The following is a 12,613-nucleotide window of genomic DNA, read 5'->3' as shown; positions in this document are numbered from 1 at the left end:
CGCCGCCGAGAGGCAACCGGCTCAGTCGCTGACCCGCTCGACCTCGGCGCCGCAACGGGTGAGCTTCTCCTCCAACCGCTCGAAGCCGCGGTCGAGATGATAGACCCGCGACACCATGGTGTCGCCTTCGGCCACCAGGCCGGCAATGACCAGCGAGACCGAGGCGCGCAGGTCGGTCGCCATGACCGGTGCACCCTTGAGCCGTCCGACACCTTCGATCTTGGCCGTCTGGCCGGAGAGCGAGATGCGGGCGCCGAGGCGAGCCAGCTCCTGCACATGCATGAAGCGGTTCTCGAAGATCGTCTCGGTGATGTGCGAGATGCCGCTTGAGCGCGTCATCAGGCCCATGAACTGGGCCTGCAGATCGGTCGGGAAGCCGGGGAAGGGATCGGTGACAACATCGACCGGCTTGATGCCGCCGCCATTGCGACGCACGCGGATGCCATTGTTGGTGGGCGTGATCTCGGCGCCGGCACGGCGGATCGCCTCGAGCGCGGTCTCCAGCAGGGAAGCATCCGTGCCTTCCAGCACGACATCGCCGCCGGCCATGGCGACAGCCATGGCATAGGTGCCAGTCTCGATCCGGTCCGGCAGCACCCGGTGGCGCGCGCCGGACAGCGTCGTCACGCCTTCAATGGTGATGGTCGAGGTGCCGGCACCGGTGATCTTCGCGCCCATGGCGTTCAAGCAATTGGCGAGATCCACCACTTCCGGCTCGCGCGCGGCATTGCCGATCACCGTGGTGCCGCGCGCCCGCGTCGCGGCCATCATCAGCACATGCGTGGCGCCGACCGAGACCTTCGGGAACACATAACGCGCGCCGATCAGCCCGCCTTCCGGCGCGGTCGCATTGATATAGCCGCCATCGATCTCGATATTGGCGCCGAGCGCGGTGAGGCCCTCGATGAAGAGGTCGACCGGGCGCGTGCCGATCGCGCAGCCACCGGGCAGCGAGACGCGCGCCTTGCCTTCGCGCGCCAGAAGCGGGCCGATAACCCAGAAGCTCGCCCGCATCTTGGAGACCAGTTCATAAGGCGCCGTCGTATCCACGATGTTGCGCGAGGTGAAATGGATCGTGCGGGCGTAGCTCTCGCCCTGGCGCTCGCGCCGGCCATTGACGGAGATGTCGGCGCCGTGATTGCCGAGGATGCGGATCAGCTGCTCGACATCGGCCAGATGCGGCACGTTTTCGAGCGTCAGCGTGTCGTCGGTCAAGAGCGAGGCGATCATCAGCGGCAGGGCCGCATTCTTGGCGCCGGAGATCGGGATGATCCCGTGAAGCTCGTTGCCGCCCCTAATCCTGATGCGATCCATGATCAATCCTTGGCTGCGGGTCAAACACCCGTCTCATGTTCAAATGGGCAACGCACCCGCCGTTTGATCGAGGCCGCTCTTGGGAGGAAAAGAGCAGAGGTCTCGGCCGCGCGCCGGCAAGGCCCGGAAAGTCCGCCTCCATAAAGGAAGGCGGGGGGAAAGAGAAGGCCCGGCCGCTATGCAGGCGGTGGCTTACCAATAACGGACAGGCGTAAAGAGAGTCTCCCCCGCTGCTCGCCATTTGCCCACCCCGGCAATGACAGGCGAACCGGCCCGCCCCGTCCCGCAAGAAAGCTCCCCCGAAGGCTGGCTGCCCCTTAACGGAAGGGGAGTTAGTCGCGGGATTTGTCTTTTTCTGTGGCGGCCGCGTTGCGCTGAGGGTCGGGCTTGGCAGCGGGGTCAGCGCCGAAAGAGGAGGCCGCGGCGGGATCGGTTTCGGCAGACGAAGAGGCATGGGACTGTGGCGCGGGCTGCGGCGGTGCGGCGGGCAGGCCGACCCCCTCATCCGCCGCTCCGGCGCGGCGCGCCCGGCCCTGCTGCTTGCGCTTCGCCAGATTGTCGCGCAGCGCCTGCGCCGCGCGGGCACGGCGGGCCTCGGCCTGGCGCTCCGCCTCGCTCTTTCGCCCGCCCGCCGCGCGCTCCGCCCCTTCGATCCTCTCCGGTCCGTCATCTCGCGTCTCGTCCAAGCTCGCTCTCCTTTCCACAGCCCTTCGGCGCCGCTGGCCGCCTTTAAGCCGCAGCGCGCGGCGAAGCGTCGATTTCTTCGCTCCTCCGCTTGCACTCCCCATCAACCTATGGCAATAGGCCCTCGCTCCGACGAGGCATGGCCTTCGTCAAGACGCTGCTATAGCTCAGGGGTAGAGCACTCCCTTGGTAAGGGAGAGGCCGAGAGTTCAAATCTCTCTAGCAGCACCATTTTTCCAGACGACGAAGACGATAAGAGCGTGTGGGTCGAACGCCGGCTCGGCTTGGCGATCCGACTTCCTGTCCTCGAAGCAATCGCTTAAAAGCGGCGGATCGCCAGTCCCGCTTCCTCATTCAGTAGCCCTCCGACAACGGATCGAAATTTGTCCGTCAGGCGAACTATGCGCAATATTTTCTCTTACTCGCGCGTTGAGTGGCCGATAGCGTTGCGAGGGTCTAGAGGAAAGGGTCTGCATGTCACAGCATGTCTATAAGAAGCTTGAAGTCGTCGGAAGCTCCGAGGTTTCGGTCGAAGACGCCATTCAGCGGGCAATCAGCCGGTCGGCGGAGACGGTGAAGAATATCGAGTGGTTTGAGGTCAGCGAGATCCGCGGCCATGTCGTCGATGCCAAGGTCGGCCATTACCAGGTAACCCTCAAGCTCGGCTTCCGCGTCGAGGAGTGAGAGGTGCGCTGGGCGTTCCCTCTCGCCCCGCGGATGCTCGGCTTTCAAACCCGCCAGCAACGGCGGCCCGGTTTTCTGATTGGGCATGCCAACGCGGCGTGGGGGCGAGAGCGAACGACGGTCCCGGCGTCTCGGCGGCGCCGCGGCCCTTCTTCTCGGATCGAGGTCGGCTGATGCTGCGCTATATCAAGACGGGCAAAGCCGCACCGCCGCCGAAGGGTGTGCACTATGCCCATGCCGTGGAAGCGCTGGGCTTCCTTCATGTCACTGGCCAGCTGCCGATCGATCCGGCGGAGCCGGACGCCGCACTCCCTCCGGATATAGACGCGCAGGCTGAACTCGTGTTCCGAAATCTTGGCGCGATCGTCGAAGCAGCCGGCTATCGCTTGAGCGACACCGTTTTCGTCAGGATCTACCTCTCTGCCTTCGAGCGTGATTATGACGGCCTCAATCGCATCTATCAACGCTATTTCGCCGATGAGGCGCGCATGCCTGCCCGGACCACCATCGGCGTGGTTCGTCTCGGTCGGAATGCGCTGGTCGAGATCGACCTCGTGGTCGCCAAACCCTAGGCGCCGCTTGCCGCAAAGCGATGATAGAGGGCGCGACCAGTCAGGCAAAAATTTTCCGCCGGGTTTTGGCCAAATAGTCTATAAAATCTATAAACGAATTTTCATGAGACTATTGTGATGCTCTCGCAATCGGTTTGGGGGCATCCGGATGAGCCAGACATCGCATTCGAACACCACGCTCGGCCTCTCGCGCCGCGCTCTCGTGAAGGCGGCCGGCATCACGGCCGCGGCTGCCGCCGTTGGGGTGGTGGGCGCGCGTTCGACGCGCTACGCCATCGCCGGCAATCTCACGCCGATCAAGCTCGAATGGACCGAAGTGGCTGCCTGCCATTCGCCGGTCGGCTTCGGCCTGTCGAAGGGCATCTATGCCAAGCATGGACTCGATGTCGAACTGTTCTACCAGGGCGCCAGCGGCCAGACGCTGATCCAGTCGCTGGCCACCCGCAAGGCGGAGGCGGGTCCGGGGCTTCTCTATGACTGGCTGAAGCCGATCGAGCAGGGCTTCGATGTGCGCCTCTTCGTCGGATCCCATGGCGGCTGCCAGCGGATCCTCGTCAAGCCGGATTCCGGCATCAAGACGCTGACTGATTTGAAGGGCAAGACGATAGGCACCTTCGACGTCATGTCGCCCTCGCGTGTCGCCTTCTCCGTCGCGCTCGCCAAGGCTGGCCTCAATCCGGAAACGGATGTCACCTGGAAGGTCTTCCCCTTCGATCTCGTTGCAGAGGGTGTGCTGAAGGGCGAGGCGGATGCCGTTGCGCATATGGATCCATGGGCCTATTCCTACGAGAAGAAGCACGGCTTTACCCGCATTGCCGATACGCAGACCGGAAGCTTCAAGGATCGCGTCTGCTGCGTCCTCGGCGTCAACGGCGATTACTACGAGGCCAACAAGGACGCGATCAAGCGCGTGGCGGCGGCCAATCTCGAGATCCATCACTATACGGCCCAGCATCCCGACGAGGTGGCCAAATGGTATTTCGACACGCTGAAGCCCGGCCTGTCGCTTGAGGATCTGACGGAGGTGCTCGCCTCGCTCGTCTATCATGAGCACTGGTTCGGCAAGGACCTGCTGAACGAGGTGCGGATCGGCTATGAGGATCTGAAGCTGACCGGGGTCATTGACGCCTCGACCGATCCGGAAGAGATCGCCAAGCGCGTCACCATCGATATCTTCGCGTGACCGCGATGAGCGCCGCGGTCGAACACAGCCTGGGTCCGGCACGTCCTTCGGCCCTCGGGCCGGCATTCTCCGGCCTTTGGGTCCATGGGCTGCTGGCCGCCGGAACCTGGGCGGCCACGGCCGCGCTCACCTTCCTGCTGCCGGATGTCATTGTCTGGGGCGCGACCGGCCCCTTTGCGCTGCTGACGCTGGTGGGTGCCGGCATTTTCCTCGCCCTCTCTTTCGTGGTGAACCATCTCGGCCGCTTCGGCCGGACGCTGGTCCACTATGGGCCCTGGTTCATCGTGCTCGGCCTCTGGCTGGGGGCCTGGGAGGTGCTGACCGCCAAGCTCGGCTGGCTGCCCAAGCCGTTCTTCTCCCCGCCGCAAGGGCTGCTCAACGTCTATCTTACCGATTGGCAGCGGCTGCTCGTCTGCATCGGCTATACGGGCCGGCTCTGGGGCCTCGGCTTCTTCTCCGGCATCGCGCTGGGCTTTGTTGGCGGCGTCGCGCTCGGCTGGTCGAAACGCTTCGCCTATTGGGGCATGCCGCTGTTGAAGCTGATCGGGCCGGTGCCGGCCAGCGCCTGGATCCCCTGCACCTTCTTCATCTTTCCCTCCACCTTCCACGCCTCGATCTTCCTGGTGGCCTTGGCCTCGGGCATCCCGGTCGCCATCCTGACGGCGGCTGGCGTCGGCCAGGTCAACCGCGCCTTCTATGATGTGGCCCGCACGCTTGGCGCAGACAGCCGCTTCCTGATCCTCAAGGTCGCCATTCCCGCCTCGCTGCCCAATGTCTTCGTCGGCGTCTTCATGGGCCTCTATTATTCCTTCGCCGTGCTGGTGGTGGCCGAGATGCTCGGCGCGAAATTCGGCCTTGGCTGGTATCTGCAGTTCAACACGGCCTATTCGGCCTATGCCAATGTCTATGCCGCTCTCATCATCATGGCGCTGATCTGCGCCGGTCTCGTGCGGCTGCTCTTCGTCGCCCGCGACCGCCTGCTCGGCTGGCAGAAGGGGATCCTGTGATGGCCCTTGCCGAAACGGATGCGCCGGCCCACAATCTCGCGCTCGACGTCGAGGCCGTGTCTCATCGCTATGAGCGGGAGGGGCAAGCGCCGCTGGCCGTGCTCGACGGCGTCAGCCTCCACATCGCGCCGGGCGAGTTCGTCGCCCTGCTCGGCCCTTCGGGCTGCGGAAAATCGACGCTTCTCCGGCTTGCAGCCGGTCTTGAGCAGGCGAGCCAAGGTGCGGTGCGCGAAGACGGCCGGCCGATCCGTAAGCCGAGCCCCGATCGCATCCTCGTCTTCCAGGAGGCGACACTCTTTCCCTGGCGCACGGTCGCCGGCAATGTCGCGATCGGGCTCGAGGCCCGCGGCGTCCTTGCCGATACGCGTGACCGGATCGACGCAGTCCTGAAGCGCGTGAAGCTGGAAGGGTTCGCCGACTACTATCCACACCAGCTTTCCGGCGGCATGGCGCAGCGCGCGGCGCTTGCCCGCGCTCTCGTCAACGATCCCAAACTGCTGCTGCTCGACGAGCCCTTCGGCAAGCTCGATTCGCTGACCCGGCTCAAGATGCAGAACGAGCTGCTGGAGCTTTGGCGGAGCGCGGGCTTTACCGCCCTGCTCGTCACCCATGATGTCGAGGAAGCGCTGCTTCTGTCCGACAGGGTCATCGTGCTCTCCGATCGTCCTGCGTCGATCCTCGCCGAGATCCGCGTCACGCGCCCGCATCCGCGCCGGCGCGACGATCCGGAACTGATCGCCCTACGGGCCGCGCTCCTGGAGCGTCTGGGGATCGCCCATGACGTCTAGCCGCCTGCGTCTTGAACATCTCGTCGCGCTCGCAGGCGCCTTGCTGGCGCTTGCCGCGCTCGGCTGGTGGTGGCTGATCTTCAGCAGGGTGGTCGAGAACGACTATCTGAGCGTCAGCCAGGCCGCCACCTGCATTGCGGGCGCAACCGATCTCTGCGCGCTTGCTCAGGCGCTTTGCACGGACAAGCACCTTTACGGCATTCGCTGGTATGCGCCGGAGGCCTTCTGGGCAGGGGCGGCCGTCCTCGTTGTCGGCGCGCTACTCTCCGTCCGCCCCGCCAGGACCTGAGCCCCAGCGTTCAGGTCCCGCCAAATTGGAAGGCCCCGCTGTACCCGGAAGCTGAGCCGGCCAAGGGCCTCAAATTACCCCAAACCCAAGGAGATCGTTGCATGACCATTCATCAATCGCCCGAGACCGTCGAGCCGGAGGTCGCACCCCCGCCGCATGGGGCGCCGGCCTTCAAGAGCCGGCATGCGGAAACCATTGCGCTGCATGGCGGCAGCTTCCGGTTCGACCCGACCAGCGGTGCCGTCGCTGTGCCGATCTACCAGACCTCCTCCTATCAGCTGCCGGGCACCGAGGGCGCCGACAAGCTCTTCGCGCTGGAAGCGGCCGGTCACCTCTACACCCGCGTCTCCAACCCGACGCAGGACGCCTTCGAACAGCGGCTGGCCGAGCTCGAGGGTGGTGCCGCCGCCTTGGCGCTCGCCTCCGGCCAGGCCGCCTCGGCCTTCGCCATCCTCAACCTGGCGCGTAGCGGCGACAATATCGTCAGTTCAGCCGGGCTCTATGGCGGCACCTGGGCGCTGTTTGCGGCCACGCTCAAGACCTTCGGCATCGAGACCCGCTTCGTCGATGCCGAGGATCCCGAGGCCTTCGCGCGGGCGACGGATGAGCGGACGCGCGCCTATTATGCCGAGTCCCTGCCCAATCCGAAGCTCGAGGTCTTCCCCATCGCCGAGGTGGCAGCGATCGGCCGGCGCCATGGCGTGCCGCTGATCGTCGACAATACGGCGGCGCCGCTGATCATCCGGCCGCTGGAACATGGTGCGGCGATCGTCGTCTATTCCACCACCAAATATATCGGTGGCCATGGCACCTCGATCGGTGGCGCCATCGTCGACAGCGGCACCTTCCCCTGGACCGAGCACAGGGAGCGCCATCCGAACCTGCACGAGCCGGATCCGAGCTACCAGGGCAAGACCTGGATCGAAAAGGCCGATGCGATCGGCTTCCATCCCTACATTTTGCGGGCGCGCGCCGTGCTGCTGCGCGATCTCGGCGCGGCGATCAGTCCGCAAAACGCCTTCCAGTTCATCCAGGGCTTGGAAACCCTGCCGCTGCGCCTGCGTCAGCACAATGAGAATGCGGAAAAGGTCGCCGAGTTCTTGAAAGGGCACCCCAAGGTCGAGCGGGTCATCTTCCCGAAATTCCAGGAGGGCGAGGCCAAGGCGCGTGCCGAGCGCACCTTCAAGCCGGGCACCTATGGCGCGCTGGTCGGCTTCGAGCTGAAGGGCGGCCGCGAGGCTGGGCGGCGCTTCATCGACAATCTGCAGCTCTTCTACCATCTCGCCAATATCGGCGATGCCCGCTCGCTGGCCATCCATCCGTCGACAACCACCCATTCGCAGCTCTCCATCGAGGATCAGCTGTCGACCGGCGTCACGCCCGGCTATGTCCGGCTGTCGATCGGCCTGGAACATCCCGACGACCTGATCGCCGATCTCGACCGCGCCATCGGCCTGTCTTGAGCCGCGCATACGGCCCTCGTGCCGCACTGTGATTTCGGTCTTTCCACGTCCCCCGGCGATCTGCGGATCGTCGGGGGTTTGTTCTTGGCCTCGCCGCAGCACACGAATCGCGCGGCATCGGCTGAATTGTCCGTGCTGCCCAGCCTGGACGTACCGCCCTAGGGGGTGCGACCCCATGCATTGGGGGGCGGCTTCCAAGATACTGAACGCGCCTCTGCCATTGCAGCCGGTTTCATCCGGCGAGCAACGATGCCGTCTGTTCTATTGAACGAAAAGATCTTGGAATAATTTATCGTATTGAGCTCAATCTGCGCATCTTCTAACTCGTTTTCATCGCAACACGAGAAAACGCCTACGGGCCGAGGATACGAAGATGAACACTGCCATGAACATGATGCCGATGATGAACCCGATGATGGGCATGGGTCAGCCGATGATGGGTGGCCAGCCGATGATGAGCGGCATGCCGATGATGAATGGCATGATGCCAATGATGAACGGTATGATGCCGATGATGGGCGGCATGATGCCGATGATGATGCCGATGATGGGCATGATGACCTGCAAGATGACCGAAACCGGCATGATGTGCGAAATGATGCCGATGGAAGGCATGGACAAGGCCATGTTCATGGAATGCTGCAAGCGCATGATGACCATGATGAACAGCGGCATGCCGATGATGATGATGTGCGGCGGCATGACCATGTGCTGCATGATGGCTGCCTGATCCGGGCGCGAGCTCTCTGTGAAGGGGCTCCCCCGGGGGCCCCTTTCTCACGTCTCCAGCCGGTCTCGGCAGGTGGAGACGAGATAGACCGTGGCAGGGGTCCCGGTCATGTTGCGATAGACATGTGGCACGTCGGCCTCGAAGACGAGCGCATCTCCTTCGCCCAAGATATGCGGCTGCTTGCCGACAATGATCTCCACCGTCCCGGATGCCACCACGAGGTTCTCCACCGTCCCCGCCCGGTGAGCGTCCGCGCGTTCGGCGTGGTGCGGCGCCAGCGAAAGCTCGTAGAACTCTACCGTCCTGTCGCCATCGTAGGGAAAAAGCGCGCGGGTGACGAAGCGACCGTCGCTCGCAGACAGCGTCTTCGAAGCCGCGCGCGTCAAGACGATGGTGGTCGGATCCTCGTTTTCCACGATCAGCGAACTGCAGCTCACGCGAAGGGCGGAGGCGATCTTGGCGAGAATCGTCAAGGTCGGGCTGCTTTTGCCGGTTTCGATCTGGCTCAGCATGGCGCGGCTGACGCCCGAGGCCTTGGCAAGCCTGTCAAGGGAATAGCCGGCCCGCGTCCGCAGGCGCCGCAGCTTCTGTCCCGTCCGCAGCGTGATATCCTCGAACGGATCTTTCAGCGACGCTTCGTCGAGTGCCTCTGGTTCGAGGTTCGCAGCCGCCTCACTGCGCATGAGGCCAGGGGGCGGCCATGACGGGGAAGAAGGCCCAGACCGGCACCCAGACCATCATTGGCGGGACGCCGTTCAGGAAGTTCGCCATCCCCAGAGTGTCGGCCGGCGCGCTCATCTGCGGGGCCGCCGTCTTCCGGCGGGCCTCCCGATAGGCATTGAAATCGACGATGTTCGCGCTGCTGGAAGTCATGATCATCCTCTGCCTGATACTCTACAAGAATGATGTGGTTTCGGGCTCTTGCATAGAAAGGTCCCGTCAAACTTGGTGGCTTCCTTGAAATAGTTTCGCGCCCGCGCCGCGACGTCGGATAACAGCCTTCTCCGGGCTCTGAGCCACCACGGAGCGATCGCCGGTCAGGCCTTCTTCTCCAGAAGAGGCAAGAGGTCGGGATGATGGGCAGCCGCGACATCCGGATGGGAGCGCAGCCGGCTCTTCAGGTGGTTGATGCCGACATTGCGGAAGATCGGATTCAGCGGATCGACGCTGACCCCGCGTTCGCCGCGCTTGAGCGCCTCGGGCAGGGGGATGACCGGGATGGTCGCATCGTAACGGGCGCCCAAGAAGAAGGCGACGGAGAAACGCTCGGTTCCGGCCGGCGGCGTGACTACGTCATGGACATCGGCCCGCACGAAACCATTGGTGGCAAGCTCCAGCAATTCGCCGCTGTTGATGATGAAGGTACCGGGCACCGGCGGCGCCTCGATCCAGGCGCCCTCTTCGGTGCGGATACGCAGGCCGGGTGTCGTGTCCTGGAGCAGAACGGTGACGAAGCCGCCATCCTTGTGCGCGCCGACGCCCTGGTCGCTGCCGGTGCTGTCGCGGCCGGGATAGCGGATGATCTTGAGGAGCTGCGAGGGGGAGGGATCGTAAATCTCGGCGAAGGCATCCTCCGGCTGGCCGAGTGCAAGGGCAATGGCCTTCAGCACGTCGATGCCGATTCGCGTCACCTCGGCCTGGTAGCGGAGCAGCAAGGGCTTGAGCTCCGGCAGGGCGTCCGGCCATTGATTGGGACCATGAAGCCGGTTCCAGGGCGTGTCCGGACCATCGGCCACCGGCTCGCCCTCCGTATTGATGTCAAGCTGCTCGCGCCAATCCTGTTCGCCGCGCGTGCGCTCGTAGCCGGCGCGGTTGTAGCCGCGGAAATGCCGGGACTTGACCATCTCGATCGCCAGCTTGTCCGCCTCCGGCAGGGCGAAGAACGTCTTGGAGACGGCAAGCACCTCGTCGATCAAGCTCTGCGGCACGCCATGTCCGGTGAGGTAGAAGAAGCCATGATCGTGGAGGACCGAGGTCAAATCTTGAACGAACGCGCTTTTCTCCTCAGCGCTGCCGTGGAAGCGGGAGAAATCGACGGTCGGCAGTGTCTGGACGGGCGTGGCATGAATGGTCATCTCGGTCTCCTCGATCGGCATCCTATGACTTTGGCTTTCAGGGCCGGTGTCGCGGTCACCCCGGGCGCAACGCCGCGGAGCCGGCCGCATGTCCCCGCCCGTGCGGAGAACTGCCCATGATCCCGCCCCTCACACGGCCTTGAGCACGAGGCTGTCGCCACGCCGTTCCGCCTCGCGGCGCTTGACGGCCTCGATGTCGCGATAGCCATGCGCGGGGTGGGTTTGCGGCAGGTAGTCGCCCTGGCCGAACAGCTTCTGGCGCAGCGTGCCGGGCTTGTATTCCGTTGGATAGGCGCCGCGCCGCTGCAGTTCGGGGACGATGAAGTCGACGACGTTCTCGAAGCTTTCCGGCGTCACGGCATAAGCGAGGTTGAACCCGTCGACATCCGTATCCTCGACCCATTCCTGCAGGATATCGGCGATCCGCTCGGGCGAGCCGACGAAGACCGGGCCCATGCCGCCAATGCCGCCGAAGCGGGCGAGCTCGTCGATCGTCCAGGACTTGTCGCCGCCGGCCAGATGCTCGACCACGGAGTGGATCGCATTGGTTTCGACCTTCTTGACGAGATCGGTCGGCGCATATTGGCCGAAGTCGATGCCGCTCCAGCCGGACATGAAGACGAGCGCGCCATCGCGCGAGACATAGTCCTGATAGTCGCGGAACTTCGCCTGCGCCTTCTCCTCCGTTTCGTCGGTGATGACCGTCAGCAGCGTGTAGATGAAGATCTTCGACGGATCGCGCCCGGCGGCGGCAGCCTTCTCGCGGATCTCCGCCACATAACCTTTCAGCACCGACTTGGTGGGCGCGGCGACGAAGATGCATTCGGCATGCTGGGCGGCGAAGGCCTTGCCAGGACCCGAGGCGCCGGCCTGGTAGAGCACCGGGGTGCGCTGCGGCGAGGGCTCTGTCAGCCCATAGCCCGGCACATCGAAATATTTGCCCTTGTGGCCGATCTCGTGGACGCGTTCGGGATGGGTGAAGACGCGGTTGTCGCGGTCGCGCACCACCGCGCCCTCTTCCCAGGAGCCTTCGAGCAGCTTGTAGAGGACCTCGACATATTCGGCCGCGACGTCATAGCGATTGTCGTGGCGGCGCAGGCCCGCTTCGCCGACATTCTTGGCGCCGCTTTCGAGATAGGAGGTGACGATGTTCCAGCCGATCCGCCCCTTGCTGTGGTGGTCGGCCGTCGCGATTCGCCGGGCGAAGGTGTAGGGGTGCTCGAAGGAGGTGGAGGCTGTGATGCCGATGCCCAGATGTTCGGTCGCAAGCGCGATCGGCGCGGCGAGCTGCAGCGGATCGTTGACCGGCAGCTGGGCCGCCTGGTGGATCGCGTGGTAGTTGGAGCCCTTGTAGACGTCGTAATAGCCGATGACGTCGGCGATGAAGATGCCGTCGAAGATGCCGCGCTCGAGCGTGCGTGCCAGATCCTGCCAGTAGTCCAGATCCTTGTATTTCCAGGACCTGTCACGCGGATGGGCCCACAGCCCGGGAGACTGGTGGCCAACGCAGTTCATGTCGAAGGCGTTGAAGCGGATATGTCTGGTCATGCGTCGTCCCGCAGTTCGGTGGAGCTTGGCCAACCCTACGGACTGCAGCGGAAACGCACAGACAATCTATCATTTTTATGGGTAACTTTGGAGAAGAATATTCTCGCCGATCTGCCTGTTGGGACGTCCAGCCCGGTTTGTCCCCGAAGGAGTTTGGCGCGTCATGGGGTCTGCCTCGTGGCCGCGCCGCGGGAGGAGGCACGGCTCACTCGCAACGCCGCTCCCTCACGAAAGCTCGGAGAAAAAAATTCCGCGGCAATATCTATAAAAAACATA

Annotated in this window: 14 protein-coding genes and 1 tRNA gene; 9 read left to right on the top strand and 6 right to left on the bottom strand. The window is 64.1% G+C overall.

What is annotated here, in order from left to right; genetic code table 11:
- Positions 1 to 21: 21 nt before the first annotated feature.
- Together murA and ACLE20_RS04105 are read right to left on the bottom strand one after the other, a co-directional pair.
- Positions 22 to 1,314: a UDP-N-acetylglucosamine 1-carboxyvinyltransferase gene (gene murA / locus ACLE20_RS04110; RefSeq protein ID WP_410938949.1), complete on the bottom strand. Its 1,293-nt coding sequence runs from the start codon at positions 1,312 to 1,314 to the stop codon at positions 22 to 24.
- A 332-nt stretch (positions 1,315 to 1,646) separates the two neighbouring features.
- The gene (locus ACLE20_RS04105; RefSeq protein ID WP_410939150.1) at positions 1,647 to 2,000 is read right to left on the bottom strand and encodes a hypothetical protein; all 354 of its coding nucleotides are present in this window, start codon (positions 1,998 to 2,000) and stop codon (positions 1,647 to 1,649) included.
- Positions 2,001 to 2,154: 154 nt separating this feature from the next.
- Here ACLE20_RS04105 and ACLE20_RS04100 point away from each other — a divergent pair.
- The 9 genes from ACLE20_RS04100 (at position 2,155) to ACLE20_RS04060 (ending at position 8,714) form a co-directional block, all read left to right on the top strand.
- A tRNA-Thr gene (locus tag ACLE20_RS04100) sits at positions 2,155 to 2,229 on the top strand.
- 243 nt (positions 2,230 to 2,472) lie between these two features.
- On the top strand, positions 2,473 to 2,682 hold the full coding sequence (locus ACLE20_RS04095; protein ID WP_410938948.1) for a dodecin: 210 nt from the start codon (positions 2,473 to 2,475) through the stop codon (positions 2,680 to 2,682).
- A 173-nt stretch (positions 2,683 to 2,855) separates the two neighbouring features.
- Complete coding sequence (locus ACLE20_RS04090; RefSeq protein WP_410938947.1) at positions 2,856 to 3,254, top strand: RidA family protein; 399 nt, start codon at positions 2,856 to 2,858, stop codon at positions 3,252 to 3,254.
- A 148-nt stretch (positions 3,255 to 3,402) separates the two neighbouring features.
- A complete protein-coding gene (locus ACLE20_RS04085; protein WP_410938946.1) occupies positions 3,403 to 4,437 on the top strand; it encodes an ABC transporter substrate-binding protein in 1,035 nt (344 codons plus the stop codon).
- A 5-nt stretch (positions 4,438 to 4,442) separates the two neighbouring features.
- Positions 4,443 to 5,444 (top strand): ABC transporter permease, encoded by a 1,002-nt coding sequence (locus ACLE20_RS04080; protein WP_410939141.1) that lies wholly within the window; start codon positions 4,443 to 4,445, stop codon positions 5,442 to 5,444.
- Positions 5,444 to 6,232: an ABC transporter ATP-binding protein gene (locus ACLE20_RS04075; RefSeq protein ID WP_410938945.1), complete on the top strand. Its 789-nt coding sequence runs from the start codon at positions 5,444 to 5,446 to the stop codon at positions 6,230 to 6,232. Before ACLE20_RS04080 ends, ACLE20_RS04075 begins: the two co-directional genes overlap by 1 nt.
- Positions 6,222 to 6,521 (top strand): hypothetical protein, encoded by a 300-nt coding sequence (locus ACLE20_RS04070; protein WP_410938944.1) that lies wholly within the window; start codon positions 6,222 to 6,224, stop codon positions 6,519 to 6,521. Before ACLE20_RS04075 ends, ACLE20_RS04070 begins: the two co-directional genes overlap by 11 nt.
- A 101-nt stretch (positions 6,522 to 6,622) precedes the next feature.
- A complete protein-coding gene (locus tag ACLE20_RS04065) occupies positions 6,623 to 7,984 on the top strand; it encodes an O-acetylhomoserine aminocarboxypropyltransferase/cysteine synthase family protein (protein WP_410938943.1) in 1,362 nt (453 codons plus the stop codon).
- 373 nt (positions 7,985 to 8,357) lie between these two features.
- A complete protein-coding gene (locus tag ACLE20_RS04060; RefSeq protein ID WP_410938942.1) occupies positions 8,358 to 8,714 on the top strand; it encodes a hypothetical protein in 357 nt (118 codons plus the stop codon).
- A gap of 47 nt (positions 8,715 to 8,761) precedes the next feature.
- Here ACLE20_RS04060 and ACLE20_RS04055 read toward each other — a convergent pair whose 3' ends face one another.
- From ACLE20_RS04055 to ACLE20_RS04040, 4 genes are all read right to left on the bottom strand, one after another.
- Complete coding sequence (locus ACLE20_RS04055; RefSeq protein WP_410938941.1) at positions 8,762 to 9,397, bottom strand: helix-turn-helix domain-containing protein; 636 nt, start codon at positions 9,395 to 9,397, stop codon at positions 8,762 to 8,764.
- Positions 9,387 to 9,587 (bottom strand): hypothetical protein, encoded by a 201-nt coding sequence (locus tag ACLE20_RS04050; RefSeq protein WP_410938940.1) that lies wholly within the window; start codon positions 9,585 to 9,587, stop codon positions 9,387 to 9,389. Before ACLE20_RS04050 ends, ACLE20_RS04055 begins: the two co-directional genes overlap by 11 nt.
- 164 nt (positions 9,588 to 9,751) lie before the next feature.
- Positions 9,752 to 10,789, bottom strand: a complete 1,038-nt coding sequence (locus ACLE20_RS04045; RefSeq protein WP_410938939.1) for an isopenicillin N synthase family dioxygenase — start codon at positions 10,787 to 10,789, stop codon at positions 9,752 to 9,754.
- A 129-nt stretch (positions 10,790 to 10,918) separates the two neighbouring features.
- A complete protein-coding gene (locus ACLE20_RS04040) occupies positions 10,919 to 12,337 on the bottom strand; it encodes an LLM class flavin-dependent oxidoreductase (protein ID WP_410938938.1) in 1,419 nt (472 codons plus the stop codon).
- Positions 12,338 to 12,613: the final 276 nt, after the last annotated feature.

This window comes from Rhizobium sp. YIM 134829, from assembly GCF_046546455.1.
The sequence above is the reverse complement of the archived record's forward strand: the minus strand, read 5'-3'. Positions and strand labels throughout refer to the sequence as shown.